Here is a 17,042-nt window from a genome sequence, read left to right as displayed (position 1 = left end):
CGCGCCTTCAGCGCCCAAGGGTCTCCCGTCATGAAGTCGCAATTGCCAGATCCGAAAGCCATCCCATGTCCATGATGAAGAATCCCTCGGTCAAGTACCGCCCCTTCCCGCAGGTTCCGCTGGAAAACCGCCTGTGGCCCAGCCGCACGATCACGCAGGCCCCGCGCTGGCTCTCCACCGATATGCGCGATGGCAACCAGTCGCTGATCGATCCGATGGATGCGGACAAGAAGTCGCGCTTCTTCGATCTGCTGCTCAGCCTCGGCCTCAAGGAAATCGAAGTCGGTTTCCCCAGCGCAGGCGCGACCGAGTATGATTTCATCCGCGGACTGGTCGATTCCGGCCGCATTCCGGATGACGTCTTCATCCAGGTGCTGACGCAATCGCGCGAGGATCTGATCAAGACTTCGTTCGAAAGCCTTGCGGGCGCAAAGCAGGCAATCGTCCACGTCTACAACGCGGTCTCACCGCTGTGGCGCAAGGTCGTGTTCGGCATGGAACCCGCCGAGATCAAGGAAATCGCCCGCGCCGGCGCGACGTTCCTGCGCGATCAGGCCGCCCGTTTCCCTGAGACGGACTGGCACTTCGAATATAGCCCGGAGACCTTCTCCACCGCCGAACTCGATTTCAGCATCGAGTGCTGCGAGGCGGTGATGGAAGTGCTTCAGCCCACTACGGACAAGCCGATCATCCTCAACCTCCCCGCGACGGTCGAGGCAGCGACGCCCAATATCTACGCCGACCAGATCGAATACTTCTGCCGCAACCTGCCGAACCGCGACCGCGCAGTGATCAGCCTCCACACCCACAACGATCGCGGCACCGGCGTCGCTGCCGCCGAACTTGGCCTGATGGCCGGTGCGGACCGCGTCGAGGGCTGCCTGTTCGGCAACGGCGAGCGCACCGGCAACTGCTGCCTCGTCACCGTCGCGCTCAATATGTACACTCAGGGGATCGATCCTGGCCTCGATTTCTCGGACATCGACAAGGTCATCCAGACCGTCGAGTACTGCAACCAACTCCCCGTCCACCCGCGCCACCCCTATGGCGGCGAACTCGTCTTCACCGCCTTCTCCGGCAGCCACCAGGATGCGATCAAGAAGGGCTTTGCCGCGCGGGAAACGCAGAACGATGAACTGTGGGCGGTCCCCTACCTGCCCATCGACCCCGCCGATCTTGGCCGCAGCTACGAGGCGGTCATCCGCGTCAACTCGCAATCCGGCAAGGGCGGCTTCGCCTGGGTGCTCGAACAGGATCAGGGCCTCAAGCTGCCCAAGAAGATGCAGGCGCACTTCTCGCGCCACGTGCAGGACCTCGCCGATGAAGTCGGACGCGAACTGCAGGCCGGCGATATCTGGGCCGTGTTCCAGAAGACCTATCACCTCGAAGGCGAGCAGCGCTTCACCCTCGTCGACTACGAGGAAGCCCGCGCGCCCGACGGCACCCGCGTCTTCGCCGGCAAGATCGCCGTCGATGGCGAAGTCCGCTCGGTCTCCGGCCGCGGCAATGGCCTGATCTCCTCGGTCGTCGCCACCCTCAAGGACGGCTTCGGCATCAGCATCGACGTGCGCGACTACGCCGAGCATGCCCTCCAGGCCGGCAGCGACGCCCGCGCCGCTGCCTACGTCGAATGCACTGGCCCCGATGGCAAAGTCATCTGGGGCGTTGGCATTGACGAGGACGTCGCCACCGCCAGCGTCCGCGCAATTTTGAGCGCGGCGAACGCGGCGGGCTAACGCCCCCAGTTCCTCACCATTTTTGCGCAGCACAAATGGGGAGGTGGCCCGCCGAAGGCGGGTCGGAGGGGTGATACCCGAAGCTCTTCCGCGCGCCCGGTGTCCGGAGCCACAAGGCTCTTTCCTACACACCCCCACTTGAGGCATGATCCGCGCCGCTCTTTGAACCGTAGTTCCGACCAGGATCGCACCCGGCCCGCCCCTCACCGGCGCAAGGCCGGACGGAAGACAGGCACCGTGTATCCGCCATCGGAATAACAGACGCGCGCGTCTGTTATTCCTCGCGGCATGCTGGACATTGTTTCGCTCATTATCTCGCAAAATCAGTATGATAGAGGCCAAATCTCCGGGAACGCCTATTTCCCTCTGGACAGTGTCAACTGTGTCAACTTCACGCGCACCCACCCCAACCCTTCGGCATCCCCGAACGCGGGAATGACGAATGAGTAAGAGGGAATGACGAGGGTGGCGAGGTCGCCCCCTTCCCTTTCGTCCGCCATGCTGCATACTCCCCCAGCGCGCCCGCCAAGAGGCCGACCACGAGAGAGAGCCATGCCTGAAGAGATCATCGAACCCGATCTGCCGATCATCGACCCGCACCATCACCTGTGGGATCTGCGCCCGCTGGTCGCCTCGTTCCCGACTCCGCTGCATCCCTTTGTCGAAACGCTGGTTCCGGCGGCTTACTACAATTTCGACACCCTTCACGCCGATACGCACAGCGGGCACAACATCGTCGGAACGGTGTTCATGGAATGCGGCGCATTCTACCGGAACGGGGCCGAGCATGCGATGAAGCCGGTGGGCGAGGTCGAGTTTGTCAACGGCGTCGCCGCACAGGGCGCCAGCGGACTCTATGGCAGCTACCGCCCCTGCGCCGCGATCATCGGCCATGCCGACATGACGCTGGGCGACGGCGCTGTGCCGGTTCTCGAAGCGCTGGTCGCTGCGGGTAACGGCCGCTTCAAGGGCATTCGCCATGCCGCGGCCTGGGATGCCGATCCCGAAGTGCTCGGCCCGCCATTCCACGCGCCTGCCGGGCTGTACACCAGCGACGCCTTCCGCGCCGGGTTCAAGCACCTTGGCACGATGGGCCTCACCTTCGATGCATGGCTGCTCGAACCGCAGCTGCCCGATGTCATCAGCCTCGCCCGCGCCTTCCCCGATCAGCCGATCGTGCTCGATCATTGCGGCACCCCGCTCGGCACCGCGAGCTACAAGGGCAAGCTCCACGAACGCTTCGACGTCTGGCGCGAGAGCATCCGCGAACTGGCAAAGTGCCCCAATGTCTCGGTCAAACTGGGTGGCCTCGCCATGGCCTTCTGCGGCATGCCCGAACAGGGCCCGGCTGCCGGCACGGCTTCCGAAACCCTCGCCGCGATGTGGCGCCCCTATATCGAGACCTGCATCGATGCCTTCGGGCCGGAACGCGGGATGTTCGAAAGCAACTACCCCGTCGACCGCTGGGGCGCGACCTACCCGGTGCTCTGGAACACTTTCAAGCGCCTCGCCCATGGCGCTTCGGCGGAAGAGAAGCACGCGCTCTTCGCAGGCAATGCAGCGCGGACTTACGGCATCGAGCACCTGCTGGCCGCCTAGCCATAAAGGGAGCGGCGCTGGCGTTTGACAGCGCCGCTTCTCCTGCTAAAGCTCGGTTTAACCGCCCGCTTAAATCGGAGCTTCACGGATGCCGCTTCCCCCGCTGTTCAAGAACCTGCGCCTACCAGTCATCGGTTCGCCGCTGTTCATCATTTCCGGCCCCGAACTCGTCATCGCGCAGTGCAAGGCAGGCATCATCGGCAGCTTCCCGTCGCTCAATGCGCGCCCGATCAGCCAGCTCGACGAATGGCTACATGAAATCACCGAGACGCTGGCCGCGCACAACCGCGATCATCCGGAAAGCCCGGCCGCACCCTTCGCGGTCAACCAGATCGTCCACAAGACCAACAACCGCCTCGATGAGGACATGGCACTCTGCGAAAAGTGGCAGGTGCCCATGCTGATCACCTCGCTGGGCGCGCGGGAAGATATCAACCAGGCCGCGCACCGCTGGGGCGGCATCGTGCTGCATGACGTGATCAACGACCGCTTCGCCCGCAAGGCCATCGAAAAGGGCGCGGACGGGCTTATCCCCGTCGCCGCAGGGGCTGGCGGCCATGCCGGCGCGCTTTCGCCGTTCGCGCTGATGCAGGAAATCCGCACCTGGTTCGATGGCCTGATCGCGCTTTCGGGCGCCATCGCCCACGGCCGCTCGATCCTCGCCGCGCAGGCGCTGGGCGCCGATTTCGCCTATATCGGCTCGGCCTGGATCGCCACGACGGAAGCCCGCGCGGCGGAAGGCTACAAGCAGGAAATCGTCAGCAGCCGCGCGCAGGACATCGTCTATTCGAACCTCTTCACCGGCGTTCACGGCAACTACCTGCGCGGCTCGATCGTCAAGGCCGGGCTCGATCCCGATAACTTGCCCGTAAGCGATCCTTCGGCGATGAACTTCGGCTCGGGCGGCAACACCGAAGCCAAGGCGTGGAAGGACATCTGGGGTTCGGGCCAGGGCATCGGCGCGGTCGACAAGGTCGAGACCGTGGCCGAGCGTGTCGCCACGCTCACTGCGCAGTACCGCGAGGCCGCCGCCGGCCTCAGCGCCGACAGCGCGCCCTTCCTCTAAAGCCTGCTCTCCGTCGCTTCCCACAGCATCTCGGCCATGCGGTCGAGATGGCTGTAGTCCAGAGCGGGATCGTGCTTGTTGAGCACGATTTCCTCGCCTTTGGGCGGGCTCAATAAGCGGCGACGCAGCGCGCGTTGCAGCAGGTCGAGCCGCATCAGCGCCTCCATGCTCGCCAGTTCGATGTCATACTGGCGCGTGCGGCTCCAGCCGAGTTCGATCTGTCCGACCCGTTCGGTAACCATTTCCGAATAGGTTCCGTGCGGCCCCCGGTGTAACGGCAGGCCGATCCGCTGCGCGCCGCTTTCGGTCGCGGGCAGCAGCAGCCCGTTGGCGCGAAAGTCGTGAAAGCCGATGCGATCGGGTGTGAGCGCACCGATCATGCGGTTGAACGCCCGGCGATTGAGGAGTGCGCGGGGCAGCAGGTGATGGCGCTGCAGACCGGGTGAATAGCCGGATTTGCCCGGTACATTCACCGAGCGGAAGGGGATTCTTCCCCTGGCTTTTTGTCCAGCAGGAACCATGCGCCCATGTTTGCGCAGGTACATTAATGCTGCGCTCGCAAGCGTGCTTTAATTGCTGCAAGCAAGCTTCCTTTACCTAACGCGGCGCCACGTTAAGCCTGTTGCCCCCGTCCGGCTCGATCCACACCGCCCCCACGCCGGCGAGAACGACTTCGCGCGCGGCATCAACGCGCCCATGCGTGACAAGCCAATCGGTGAGGCGCACCGCGATGCGGCTGTCCTCGCGGTTCGGCCCGCCAGCCCGCGCATAGAGGGTAAATTCCTGGCCCGTGAGAAAGCCCAACCCTTCGCTTTCGATCCCGCTCTGATTGCGCGCCAATGCAGTCAGCGCGAGAGCGGGGAACGGACCGCCGGCCAGCCAGACGCCGACCGCTTCGGCAAACCATGCCGGCGACATCACGATACGGGCAGGCCGCCAGACGATCGCCTGCAGACCCTTCAACTGGGTCAAGTGCCGCAGGATGGCTGCCGCGACCCGCAGCACCGGCAGGAGATGCTCGGCACCCGCAAGGTGCGGCCCCACCCGAAACGATGTGGCCTCCAGCGAATCCCAATTGAAATCATTGGACAAAGCGACGCGGTGCACCGCAGCCGGTAGGTCCTTCTTCGGCGCGGGGGCGAGCCCGGCAAGGTCGAAGGTCAACCCGTCCCGGAGCAGTTCCGCCTGCCCTTGTGGTGCCTGCCTTGCATTGAGGATCGAGAACCCGTCGGGCCCGACGGCGAGGTCGGCCACAGCGTCCGCAGTCGGCCGGTCATCCCGACCGAACAGCAGCGCGGCAAGAGGCTCACGCCCTGCGGCACGCTCGATCACCACCAGATAAGCTCCCTCACTCTGATCAGCAGAGACACCAATGTTATGCAGCCGTCGAGTCCCGTGCAGCCAAAACGGAACGGAATCGGATAAATCCGCTGCGCCAGCCCCCTAGAACAGGCCCATCGCCAACCCGGCCGCAAAAGACTGTCCCAAATCGTAGCATCTTTTCAGCGCCGCCGCAGGCACCGTCTTGGGGGCAAGAATGGCCTCCGGTGTCTGCGCTTCGAGGTTCACGATGAGCCCTTCGGCGATTCGGCGCAGCCGCCAGCCGGTGACGATCCGCTCGATCTGCCGCTCGGCGCCTGATCCATCCGATCCGGCCGAAATTGCCGTCGCAAAGGGCAGGCCCTCGATCTGCCCGAGCATCGGATAATAGCAGCGATCGAAGAATTCCTTCATCGCCCCGCTCATCGTGCCGAGGTTTTCCGGGCACACGAAGAGATAGCCCTGCGCGGCAAGAAGCTGCTCCGGGTCAGCCTCCTCGGCGGGAAGCAAACGCGCATCGCCCTCGTCGGCGGCCCCCCGCAGCGCGGCCTCGGCCATCACGCGGGCGCCGCCGGTGCGGCTGTGCCAGATGATCAGCAGCATGGCCGGTTCAGCAGCCGTCTCCGCTGCCGCCAGCACCACTCACCGCGCCGCCCAGCGCGCCGCCGATCAGGCCGCCAAGCCCGCCCAGCCCGCGCTTCTTCGGCTTGGGCTGGCATTGCTGCTGCGATTGCTGGCCTTGGTTGCGACCGTTTCCGGCATCGGCCTCGTCCATGCCCGGCATGCCGAGCAGGAACCCGGTCATCGAACGGTGGCGGATATCGGCGGTCCATTCCGGCTTCCACGGCGTCTTGGGATTGGCCGGGCGCGGGGGATAGACGAAGCTTTCCTCAGGCCCATAGGCATAGAGCGTGACCATCTGGAACTGCGGTGCGGCTGCCTTGACCTCGGCAGGGACAGTGCACGTGGTCGTCGCGGGCGCCAGCACGGTCTTGCTGGCCACCAGCTTGGCCACCGTCGCAGGCGAGAGCCAGTCCGAAAGCCCGCCGCCGAACTCGCGCGTCGCGCTCGAAGACCACCACACCATGTCGCTCATCTCGCTGCCTTTATCCATCTTCCCACCGATCAGCGAGGCGTGATAGCCGGTCGCATCGGGCAGCGCGTTCCAGCGCAGCAAGGTCGCCCCGCTGGGCTGCGGAGCGCTCGAAGTTCTGAGCGCGCCCATGAAGTCCTTGGTCAGGGTAAAATTCATCTCGGGCGAGTAATTGCCCGCAATCTTGTGCGCGCCGATCAGCGAACTGTCGGTCCGGACCGACGTCTTGCCCTCGTCGTTGGGCCACGAACCATAAGTCTTGCTGCTCGAATAGGAGACACGGCGCTCCATCGGCACATTGCTCGTCCACAGGCCCGGCGGCATCTGCCCTGCGGCGATCTTCGCGAAGTCGATCACCACCGGCTGACCGGCGGGCGCATGCTCGCCGCAGCCCCAGAAGATCAGCATGCGCCCCTTTGGCCGTTTGAAGTCGCGCTTCTCGACCGGTTCCTCGGGGCCGACCGGTCCCTTCACCGGTGTCTTCAGCGGCACCGAAAGCCCGAGCCTGGCGCCAGCGGGCATGAAGTGGTCGGCCTTGGGCGGACCACCGGCAGGAACCCGGCTCGAACCCAGATCGAGCCACAGCTCGTGCTGCGGCGCGTTGCGATTGCCGCCGCCGAAAGCCATGCTCATCGCCGCGCCCATCCCTCCGCCACGCATGCCCGCCATGCCGCCCATCAGGCCGGAGGTGGTGCCGGCCCGCATCTCATAGCGGGCAATCGGTGCGGATGTCTGCGCCACGCCGATGCCGACGAGCACGACACTCGCGCTCCCTGCGGCAACGATCAGACGGATGCTGTTCTTGGTCATCGGCTCAAACCCCTTTTGCAAGAGTGGTGCCTGTGCCCCCCTCTGCCTGTTCGTATGGCGCGACCGGATTACCCTTTTGCCAGATGCGACCATATCCGCAGGCCTTCTGTCAATCGCGCTGCGGTGATGCGATGATCTGGCGCACAGATATGCAGCGGAATGTGGGCAGCATCTGCCCCGCCCTTCCCCGCGCCGCCGCGATCGGTTAGCGCCTTCAGCATGATCCCGGTCACCGCCATCACCCATTCGCTGTCCGGCCTCGCCTGGCGCTGGCGCGGCGGCAATATGGACCTTGCCGGCGGCGCTCTCGGCCAGCTCGATGGCCTTGTTGATCAGTTGCTCCTGGCGCGCGGTGTGGAACGCCACGATCTGGAGCGCCACCGCCGCCCCACCTTGCGCGATTTCCTGCCCGACCCTTCGATCTTCAACGACATGGATGCAGCTGCCGTGCGCCTCGCCGATGCGATCGCGAGAGGCGAGGCGATTGCTGTCTATGGCGACTACGACGTCGATGGCGCGACCAGCGCCGCGCTGCTGATCCGCTTCCTCGCCAGCCTTGGCGTTCAAGCGCGGCCCTATATCCCGGACCGCCTGCTCGAAGGCTATGGCCCTTCGGCCGAGGGCCTCGTCAAACTGGCGCGCGAGGGTGCGCAGCTCATCGTCACGGTCGATTGCGGCGCGATGGCGTATGAAGCCCTTTCGGCCGCGCGCGCGGAAGGTGTCGATGTCATCGTCGTCGATCACCATAAGTGCAATCCGGAGCTTCCCCCCGCCGCGGCACTGGTCAATCCCAACCGGCTCGACGAAAGCGACGAGGCCGCCAGCCATGGCCACATGGCCGCAGTCGGCGTTGCGTTCCTCCTTGCGGTCGCAACGCTGCGAACCTTGCGCGCACGCGGCCTGGTCGGCGCTTCGGCGGCGCCCGATCTCATGGGCCTGCTCGATCTCGTCGCGCTCGGCACGGTGGCCGATGTGGCGCAGATCCGGGGCGTGAACCGCGCATTCGTGGCGCAGGGCCTCAAGATCATGGCGCGCCGCGCCAATGTCGGCCTCGCCGCGCTGATCGACGCCAGCCGCCTCACCCGCGCGCCCACTTGCAGCGATCTCGGTTTCGCGCTCGGTCCGCGCATCAATGCGGCGGGGCGCATCGGCGATTCGAGCCTCGGCGTGCGGCTGCTGACCACTTCGGATTCGGAGGAAGCCCGCACCATTGCGGCGCGCCTATCCGAACTCAACGACGAGCGCCGGGCCATCGAGCAGGTCGTGCAGGAAGCCGCCGAAGCGCAGGTTCTGGCGCAGCACAACCGCAGCGTAGTCGTGGTGCACGGCGCGGGCTGGCATCCGGGGGTGATCGGCATCGTGGCCGGCCGCATCAAGGAAAAGACCGGCCGGCCCACGCTGGTCATCGCCGAGGATGGCGATTCTGAAGGCAACGGCAAAGGCTCGGGCCGCTCGATCCCCGGCGTCGATCTGGGCGCGGCGATCATTGCCGCGCGGGCGGCGGGGCTGCTGATCGCGGGCGGCGGCCATGCCATGGCCTGCGGGCTGACTGTGGCCGCGGGCGGCACCGAGCGCCTTGCCGACTGGCTCGACGAGCGCCTCGCCCGTGATGTTGCGGCAGCGCGGCAGAGCCAGTCGCTGCTGCTCGATCTCAGCCTCGCGCCCGGCGGCCTCACTCCCGATCTCGTCGAGCGGCTCGAGGCTGCCGGCCCGTTCGGCATGGGCTGGCCCGGCCCCCGCGTGGCCGTCGGGCCGGTGCGCCTGATCAAGTGCGACATTGTTGGCGCGGATCATGTGCGGATGATCGCAAGCGGGCAGGATGGCCGCTCGTTCAAGGCCATGGCCTTCCGCGCGGGTGAGAGCGAGATGGGCCAGGCCCTCCTCCACGGCGCGCGCGGGCGCCAGTTCTGGCTTGCCGGCCGTGCCAAGATCGATGACTGGGGCAGCCGCCCGGCCGCCGAACTCCATGTCGAGGACGCGGCCTTTGCCGACTGAGACCTTCCCCTTGGGACAGGCGTTTGCGTCTCCACAGGGAGGGGGTTGACCAATCCGATACACCGTCCTAGACGCGCGGGCCTGCCACGCGGCCTCAGCCAGTGGCCCCTTCGTCTAGCGGTTAGGACGCGGCCCTTTCACGGCTGAAACACGGGTTCGATTCCCGTAGGGGTCACCAACTGAATGCCAGGCGCCCAACTCCTGCCAATGGGCCCGGGCAAGAAGAATACGACCGGGGCGGGACCGCCGACCCGGTTTACGGCAAGGCCCCTTCGTCTAGCGGTTAGGACGCGGCCCTCTCACGGCTGAAACACGGGTTCGATTCCCGTAGGGGTCACCAGCCGGACGGCACCGGCCACCTGGCAACCGCCTCCCGGCACTTGGTCTGACATGCGAATGGCGCCATCGGCGCGGGATGCGATGGACTTCGATTCGCTCAGCTACACGGCGGAATTTGTCGGCCTCGGCGCGGTCATGCTGATCTGCGGCTTGCTCGCCGGCCTGCGCGAGCGCCGTGAACGCCGCCGCCGCGATCTCGATCGCATCAGCGCCGTGCCCTGGGGGTTCATTTCGGCGCTCTGCTCGATGCTGGCGATCATCACCCTGTCAACGGCCGCCAAGTTCTACTTCGCCGGCACCTAGAGCAATGGGCTTCAGAAGTTGCCCGTCAGCGCGACCGAAAAGACGTGGTCGTGATTGTCCGCAGCGCCGCGCACGAAACCGTGCTGCAGCAGGTAGCCCGCCTCGATCCCGAGCTTTTTGCTGAGCGGCGCGGAAAGGCCCACGAAGTTGCGCATCCGCTCCTCGCCGCGCACGCGCTGGAAAGCGGAGGTGTTCAGATCAATGAAGCTCTCATGGCTGGCAACAAGGTTCACCTTGCCCGCAACCGGCATGGATGCCTTGATGAATGGGCGCAACCGCCATGCGGGGCCGCCCTGCCCTTCACGCCACCGCTCCTCTAGCCGCACGCGGCCGGAAAACTTGATCCCACCGATCTGAGCAAAGTTGTCGACATTCACCTGCTGGCGAAAACGGTGCTCCATGCGCGTGAAGTCGCCATGGTCGTACTGGGGATTGTGCGTATAGCCGAGCCACAGCGTGACCTGCTTGTTCGGTTTGTAGCCGACCATCAGGTTGTCCTCGACCTCATAGAGTCCGCCACGGATATCGCTGAAGCGCAGCACGGTTTCGTTGCTGGCGCGAAAGCCCCCGCCGAGGTCGACATTGACGGTGGCCGCCGCCCAGCCTTGCGCATCGTCGCGCGCTTGGGCCGTACCGGCCGCGGTGAGCGCCATGGCAGTGGCGAGGACAGGAACAGCGATATGTATGAATTTGCGGGACAAAGCGTGGGCCTTTCAGGACGGCCCCCGCGCACTATGACGGTTTGATGACATTAATGTTACAGATTGTGTCAATCATGATGCCTTTTTGACAATCAAGCGCGGTTTGTGACAGCCAGCCGGAGCTCCGGCAAAAGTCGGCGGTAAAGCCGTAGTAGCCCGGCTTGCATGCACCCTCTCCCCTCGCCTATTGGACCCTTGTCCGGAAAAAGTCCGGCGCCGAAGGCCGTGGTCGCAGCGCTTGTCACGGGTCGGTAACACCGGTGGTATCAAGCAGCCTCATGGAATCGCCAAACCTTCCCTGGCCGAGCATGGTCGTCGCCCTTGGCACGGTCATCGCCATGGTCGTGCTCGGCACCAATCCGGGCCTGGGTGTCGCGGTCCTCATCCTGTGGTTCGGCACCTTGTGGCTGGCTCGGCCCGAACCGCAGATCGCCGTGCGCATGGCCGACGAAGGCACCGTCTCGCGCCAGGCCATGGTAGAGCTGGTCGAACCCTTCAGCGTGCCTGTGCTGATGCTTGATGGTCAGCGCATCGCCGCCGCCAATGCCGCCGCACGCGAGGCGCTGGGCTCGCATATCGTAGGGCAGGACGCGCGCGTCGCCCTGCGTCATCCGGAGGCGATCACCCTGCTCGACAAGCCACAGGGGGATGCGATCGTGCGCGGGCTCACTGGCGCGCGCAGCCTGTGGCACGTGCGCCGCGTCAGCATCGACCAGCGCTATTCGCTGATCGAACTCGTCAACCGCACCGCCGAAGCAGATATCAGCCGCTCGCATACCGATTTCGTCGCCAATGCCAGCCATGAGCTGCGCACGCCGCTCGCGTCGATCATCGGCTATATCGAAACGCTCGCCGATCCCGATGCCAAGGTCGACGCCGCGACGGCAGCGCGCTTCCACGCGACGGTGCTGCGCGAATCGCGCCGGCTGCAGAATCTCGTTGAGGATCTCATGTCGCTCTCGCGCATCGAGGCGGAAAAGCACGATATTCCGCGTGAGACGCTCGATCTCGGCCAGCTCGCGGCCAGCATCTGCGGCGAGATGGGCGCGACTGTCGGCGAAAAGCGGATCGAGGTGCAGACGACCTCCGCACTTGTGGTCGGGGATCGCCAGCAGCTCGATCAGCTCATCCGCAATCTGATCGACAACGCGCTGAAATACGGCGACCATGACCAGCCCGTGCGGGTGGACGTGGCTAGCGAGGGCGGCGAGGCCGTGCTCAAGGTGGTGGACCGGGGCGAAGGCATCCACGCCGATCACCTGCCCTATCTCACCCGCCGCTTCTACCGCACCGATCCGGGTCGCAGCCACGCGGCGGGCGGAACCGGGCTCGGCCTTGCCATCGTCAAGCACATCGTTGAAAGACACCGTGGCAAGCTCGACATTTCCAGCGAGCTGGGCAAGGGCACTTCCGTCATCGTGCGCTTTGCGCTCGCGCCAACCATGCAACACCCGATGTCATAAAACTGTCACGCAATGGTCACATGGCGCCGAGTGACGCTGCGTCAAAGGGAAAACATCAAATGACTGCGAATCGCCTCATATCCGGATCGGTGCTGGTCCTCGCCACGCTTGGTCTCGCCGCTTGTGGCGGCGGGCAGAGCGCAAGCCGCGATCAGGTCCGCGCCGTGGGTTCTTCCACGGTCTATCCGTTCGCCAAGGCCGTTGCGGAAGCACTTGCCAAGGAAGACCCGTCCATCAAGTCGCCGATCATCGAATCGACCGGCACGGGCGCCGGCATGAAGCTGTTCTGCGCCGGTGTCGGCCCGCAGCACCCCGATATCGAGGACGCCTCGCGCCGGATGAAGAAGTCCGAATTCGAGGAATGCCAGAAGAACAACGTGAAGGAGATCGTCGAGATCCAGGTCGGGCTTGATGGTGTCGCCTTCGCCGAAGGCACCAACGGCCCCGGCATCGCGCTGACCCCCGAAGACGTCTACAAAGCGCTCGCCAAGACCCCGTTCGGCAAGCCCAACACCGCCAAGACTTGGAAGGACGTGAACCCCGCCCTCCCTGCCGAGCCGATCCTCGTCTACGGCCCGCCGTCGACGTCCGGCACGCGCGATGCGCTGAAGGAGCTCATCCTCACCAAGGGCTGCGAGAGCGATCCCGCGATGAAGTCCCTCAAGGACAGCGACAAGAAGCAGCATGACGCGGTCTGCGGTGAAGTGCGCGAAGACGGCGCCTATGTCGATGCGGGCGAGAACGACAACTTGATCGTCCAGAAGATCGAGGCCAATCCCAAGGCGATCGGCATCTTCGGCTATTCCTATCTCGAAGAGAACCGCGACAAGCTGAAGGGCCTGACCATGGGCGGCGTCTCGCCGACTTATGCGACGATCACCGACTTCTCCTACCCCGGTGCCCGCCCGCTCTACATCTATGTGAAGAAGGCGCACCTCAAGGCGATCCCGGGCCTCCAGGCCTATGTGAACCAGTGGGCGAAGCTTTGGAGCAAGGACGGCGTCCTCGCCAAGGCCGGCATGGTCGTGGCACCTGATGACGTGCTGGCCGCCAGCGCCAAGGCAGCGAGCGAGCTGCCCGTGCTCGATGGCTCGCAGCTGAAGTAAGGACCGGACAAGGGGCCATGTCGCCAGCCATTCTCTTCATTCTAGCCTTCGGGCTGGGTCTGGTTGGCTGGCTGGCCGGGCGCTCGCGCGCCTGGGCTTTCCGCAAGTCTGCGCCGGGTGGTCGCATCAATTCACTTCCCGATTTCCACGCGTGGTATGTCGGGTTGTGGGTGGCTGTGCCCACCCTGCTCTTCGCACTGCTGTGGGATGCGATCAGCCCGGGGCTCGTCCTGCAGCATGTCCTCGCCGATCCTGCCGCCGCTGCGCTGCCCGCGTTCGGCTTCGAGCGCGAAGCGATCATGGGCGAGGCCCGGGCGGTCGCCACCGGCGCGGCGCAGGCCGTGTTCAACACCGAAGCGCAAGGGCTGGTCGAACCCTACCGGGTCGCGATCGCGCGCTACAACACCCTCGGCCTGATGGTGACGCTGGTGATCGCCTTCGCGGGCGGCGCTTTTGCGTTCCTGCGCCTGCGCCCGGATTTCACCGCACGCACGCGGGTCGAACGTGCGGTCATGGCGCTGCTGCTCATCGCGTCGCTGGTGGCGATCCTCACCACGATCGGCATCGTTGCCAGCCTCGTGTTCGAAACGGTGCGCTTCTTCGGCATGGTCTCTCCGCTCGATTTCCTGCTGGGCACGCATTGGGCGCCCGATCCGATGAGCACCGGCGCGCCCGATGGCGGCGCCTTCGGAGCGATTCCGTTGTTCTGGGGCACGATCTACATTGGCGCGATCATCGCCATGGCGGTCGCCATCCCGCTCGGCCTGATGAGCGCGGTCTACCTCACCCAATATGCCGATGCTTCGGTGCGCAAGGTGATGAAGCCCTTGCTGGAAATTCTCGCGGGCGTGCCGACCGTGGTCTACGGCTATTTCGCCGCGCTCACGGTTGCGCCCGCCGTGCGCGATTTGGCGCAGGCAATCGGCATTGCCAACGCCTCCACCGAAAGCGCCATGGCGGCCGGCCTCGTCATGGGCGTGATGATCATTCCCTTCGTCTCCTCGATGGCGGACGACAGCATCGCTGCCGTGCCCCAGGCGATGCGTGACGGCAGCCTTGCGATGGGCGCCACCCGCGCCGAAACGATCCGCAAGGTGCTGATCCCCGCCGCACTGCCCGGCATCGTCGCAGGCATCATGCTGGCTGTAAGCCGCGCCATCGGCGAGACCATGATCGTGGTCATGGCCGCCGGCGCCTCGGCCAACCTGACCGGCAACCCCTTTGCTTCGATGACGACCGTCACATTCCAGATCGTCGCGATGCTCACCGGCGAGGGCAGCTTCGATCACCCGGCGACACTGTCCGCCTTCGCGCTGGGAATGGTCCTCTTCCTTGTCACGCTCACGCTCAATTTCATCGCGCTGCGCGTGGTGAAGCGCTACCGCGAAGCCTACGAGTAGGGCTGATCCATGTCGACCAACGATCTCACAGCCACCAACGACCGCCGCGCCATCCGCCAGGCGCGCATGGAGGCCGGCCTTGCGCGCCGCTTCCGCGCGGACCGGTGGTTCCGCCTTGCTGGCCTCGGCGCGGTGAGCTTCTCCGCGCTCGTGCTCGTCTTCCTGCTGGGCTCCATGGCTTCCAGCGGCTGGGCCGGATTCCACCGCTCCGAACTGCGCTTTTCCGTACCGATCCACGGCCACCTCGAGATCGATCCGGCACGCCTTGCCCAGCCCGATCCGCTCGGCGGGCTGGAATCGGCCGGCCTGCCCGGAGTAGTCAATGCCGCCGCGAACAAGGCATTCGGCACCGGCGGCGAGGGCCTGCTTGATCCCGGCGCCTGGCGTGATGTCGGCGCGAAACTGATCAGCGATCCCGCGCTGCTGATGAGCGACGAACTCACCGTTTCGCTCCCGGCCAGTGACGACCTCGCCAATGCCATGCGCGGCGGCGGTGAGCCGGCGCTGCGCCAGCATGCCGCCAGCATGGCCCGTGAAGGCACGCTGGTGCGCGCTTTCGATACCGGCTTCCTCGTTCGCGCCGATGCGACCAACCCGCAAAGCGTGGGCATCTGGGGCGCGCTCAAGGGCTCGATGATGACGATGTTCATCACCCTCGTGCTGGCCTTCCCGGTCGGGGTGCTCTCGGCCCTCTATCTTGAGGAATACGCGACCCGGAACCGCTGGACGGACCTGATCGAAATCTCGATCAACAACCTTGCTGCCGTGCCCTCGATCATCTTCGGCCTGCTCGGCCTTGCGGTGTTCCTTGCGGCCTTCCCCAATTACCGCTCGGCCCCGCTGATCGGCGGCATGACGCTCGCGCTGATGACCATGCCGGTCATCGTCATTTCCGGGCGCAACGCGATCAAGTCCGTGCCGCCCTCGATCCGCGACGCCGCACTCGCCATGGGGGCCAGCCCTGTGCAAGTGGTCTTCCACCACGTGCTGCCGCTTGCCCTCCCCGGCATTCTCACCGGCACGATCATCGGCATGGCCCGCGCACTGGGCGAAACCGCGCCGCTGCTGATGATCGGCATGCGCGCCTTTGTCGCCAGCCCGCCAAGCGACTTCACCTCGCCCGCCACGGTCCTTCCCGTGCAGATCTTCCTGTGGTCGGACGAAATCGATCGCGGCTTCATCGAACGCACCAGCGCGGCGATCGTCGTGCTGCTCATCTTCCTGCTCGTGATGAATGGCATCGCGATCTATCTGCGCAACCGCTTCGAGAAACGGTGGTAACATGAACGCTCCAGTCCCTGCTGCAGATGCGGCGAACCAGCCTGCGGCGTCGGTGTTTCCCGATCCGGTCGGCCCCTCCAAGATCAGCGCACGCGGCGTTTCGGTCTTCTATGGCCAGAAGTGCGCGATCGACGATGTCTCGATCGAGATCCCCCAGAACTACGTGACCGCGTTCATCGGTCCTTCGGGCTGCGGCAAATCGACCTTCCTGCGCAGCCTCAACCGCATGAACGACACGATCCCCAGCGCCCGCGTGGAAGGCGAAATCCTGCTCGACGGGATGGACATCTATCGCTCGGGGATGGACGTCGTGCAGCTGCGGGCGCGCGTCGGCATGGTGTTTCAGAAGCCTAATCCCTTCCCCAAGTCGATCTACGAGAACATCGCCTATGGCCCGCGCATCCACGGGATCACCGCGAGCAGGTCGGAGCTTGACGGCATCGTCGAGCAGTCGCTCCAGCGCGCGGGCCTGTGGGACGAAGTGAAGGACCGGCTGACCGACAGCGGCACCGCGCTTTCCGGCGGCCAGCAGCAGCGCCTGTGCATCGCACGCGCCATCGCAGTCGATCCCGAAGTGATCCTGATGGACGAGCCCTGCTCGGCGCTGGACCCGATCGCCACCGCGCGCATCGAAGAGCTGATCGACGATCTGCGTGGCCGCTATGCCATCGTCATCGTCACGCACTCGATGCAGCAGGCGGCACGCGTCTCGCAGCGCACGGCGTTTTTCCATCTCGGCAAGATCGTGGAATACGGTACAACCTCGGACATCTTCACAAATCCGCGTGAGGAAAAGACCAAGGACTACATCACCGGCCGCTACGGTTGAG

At 65.3% G+C, this 17,042-nt stretch carries 15 protein-coding genes and 2 tRNA genes; 12 read left to right on the top strand and 5 right to left on the bottom strand.

What is annotated here, in order from left to right:
• The first annotated feature begins 65 nt into the window (after positions 1–65).
• From leuA to ACODS2_RS10945, 3 genes are all read left to right on the top strand, one after another.
• Positions 66–1,736 (top strand): 2-isopropylmalate synthase, encoded by a 1,671-nt coding sequence (gene leuA, locus ACODS2_RS10955; protein ID WP_488998827.1) that lies wholly within the window; start codon positions 66–68, stop codon positions 1,734–1,736.
• 552 nt (positions 1,737–2,288) lie between these two features.
• Positions 2,289–3,335, top strand: coding sequence for an amidohydrolase family protein (locus tag ACODS2_RS10950; protein WP_488998826.1), 1,047 nt, complete (start codon positions 2,289–2,291; stop codon positions 3,333–3,335).
• Between the two features lie 88 nt (positions 3,336–3,423).
• Positions 3,424–4,401: an NAD(P)H-dependent flavin oxidoreductase gene (locus ACODS2_RS10945; protein ID WP_298167245.1), complete on the top strand. Its 978-nt coding sequence runs from the start codon at positions 3,424–3,426 to the stop codon at positions 4,399–4,401.
• On the opposite strand, the gene ACODS2_RS10940 is transcribed toward ACODS2_RS10945, so the two are convergent.
• The 4 genes from ACODS2_RS10940 to ACODS2_RS10925 all read right to left on the bottom strand — a co-directional run bounded on the left by ACODS2_RS10940 (position 4,398) and on the right by ACODS2_RS10925 (position 7,624).
• Positions 4,398–4,946: an AHH domain-containing protein gene (locus ACODS2_RS10940; protein ID WP_488998825.1), complete on the bottom strand. Its 549-nt coding sequence runs from the start codon at positions 4,944–4,946 to the stop codon at positions 4,398–4,400. The two genes, ACODS2_RS10945 and ACODS2_RS10940, sit on opposite strands and share 4 nt — an antisense overlap.
• Positions 4,947–4,998: 52 nt before the next feature.
• Entirely contained in the window at positions 4,999–5,733 is a 735-nt protein-coding gene (locus ACODS2_RS10935) for a hypothetical protein (RefSeq protein WP_488998824.1), read from the bottom strand.
• 111 nt (positions 5,734–5,844) lie between these two features.
• The gene (locus tag ACODS2_RS10930) at positions 5,845–6,324 is read right to left on the bottom strand and encodes a flavodoxin family protein (RefSeq protein ID WP_488999033.1); all 480 of its coding nucleotides are present in this window, start codon (positions 6,322–6,324) and stop codon (positions 5,845–5,847) included.
• Positions 6,325–6,331: 7 nt separating this feature from the next.
• Positions 6,332–7,624 (bottom strand): hypothetical protein, encoded by a 1,293-nt coding sequence (locus ACODS2_RS10925; protein WP_488998823.1) that lies wholly within the window; start codon positions 7,622–7,624, stop codon positions 6,332–6,334.
• A gap of 219 nt (positions 7,625–7,843) precedes the next feature.
• On the opposite strand from ACODS2_RS10925, the gene recJ reads away from it, so the two are divergent.
• The 4 genes from recJ (at position 7,844) to ACODS2_RS10905 (ending at position 10,261) form a co-directional block, all read left to right on the top strand.
• Positions 7,844–9,619 (top strand): single-stranded-DNA-specific exonuclease RecJ, encoded by a 1,776-nt coding sequence (gene recJ, locus ACODS2_RS10920; protein WP_488998822.1) that lies wholly within the window; start codon positions 7,844–7,846, stop codon positions 9,617–9,619.
• Positions 9,620–9,722: 103 nt separating this feature from the next.
• Positions 9,723–9,797, top strand: a tRNA-Glu gene (locus ACODS2_RS10915).
• A gap of 87 nt (positions 9,798–9,884) precedes the next feature.
• Positions 9,885–9,959, top strand: a tRNA-Glu gene (locus tag ACODS2_RS10910).
• Positions 9,960–10,015: 56 nt separating this feature from the next.
• On the top strand, positions 10,016–10,261 hold the full coding sequence (locus ACODS2_RS10905) for a hypothetical protein (RefSeq protein WP_488998821.1): 246 nt from the start codon (positions 10,016–10,018) through the stop codon (positions 10,259–10,261).
• A gap of 11 nt (positions 10,262–10,272) precedes the next feature.
• Here ACODS2_RS10905 and ACODS2_RS10900 read toward each other — a convergent pair whose 3' ends face one another.
• A complete protein-coding gene (locus ACODS2_RS10900) occupies positions 10,273–10,914 on the bottom strand; it encodes a DUF2490 domain-containing protein (protein WP_488998820.1) in 642 nt (213 codons plus the stop codon).
• Positions 10,915–11,270: 356 nt separating this feature from the next.
• Here ACODS2_RS10900 and ACODS2_RS10895 point away from each other — a divergent pair, with 356 nt between their 5' ends.
• From ACODS2_RS10895 to pstB, 5 genes are read left to right on the top strand one after another with little or no spacing between them, the layout of a single operon-like run.
• Positions 11,271–12,425: a sensor histidine kinase gene (locus ACODS2_RS10895; protein WP_488998819.1), complete on the top strand. Its 1,155-nt coding sequence runs from the start codon at positions 11,271–11,273 to the stop codon at positions 12,423–12,425.
• A 59-nt stretch (positions 12,426–12,484) separates the two neighbouring features.
• Positions 12,485–13,531 carry a substrate-binding domain-containing protein gene (locus tag ACODS2_RS10890; RefSeq protein WP_488998818.1) on the top strand — a complete coding sequence of 349 codons (1,047 nt, stop codon included), beginning with the start codon at positions 12,485–12,487 and terminating at the stop codon, positions 13,529–13,531.
• Between the two features lie 17 nt (positions 13,532–13,548).
• A complete protein-coding gene (gene pstC / locus ACODS2_RS10885) occupies positions 13,549–14,931 on the top strand; it encodes a phosphate ABC transporter permease subunit PstC (RefSeq protein ID WP_488998817.1) in 1,383 nt (460 codons plus the stop codon).
• 9 nt (positions 14,932–14,940) lie between these two features.
• A complete protein-coding gene (gene pstA, locus ACODS2_RS10880) occupies positions 14,941–16,212 on the top strand; it encodes a phosphate ABC transporter permease PstA (protein WP_488998816.1) in 1,272 nt (423 codons plus the stop codon).
• Between the two features lies 1 nt (position 16,213).
• Positions 16,214–17,041: a phosphate ABC transporter ATP-binding protein PstB gene (gene pstB, locus ACODS2_RS10875; protein ID WP_421838897.1), complete on the top strand. Its 828-nt coding sequence runs from the start codon at positions 16,214–16,216 to the stop codon at positions 17,039–17,041.
• Position 17,042 lies beyond the last annotated feature (1 nt).

The organism is Novosphingobium sp. FG137, assembly GCF_057809735.1.
Note: the sequence above shows the minus strand (reverse complement) of the source record. Positions and strands in the feature narration are given on the sequence as shown.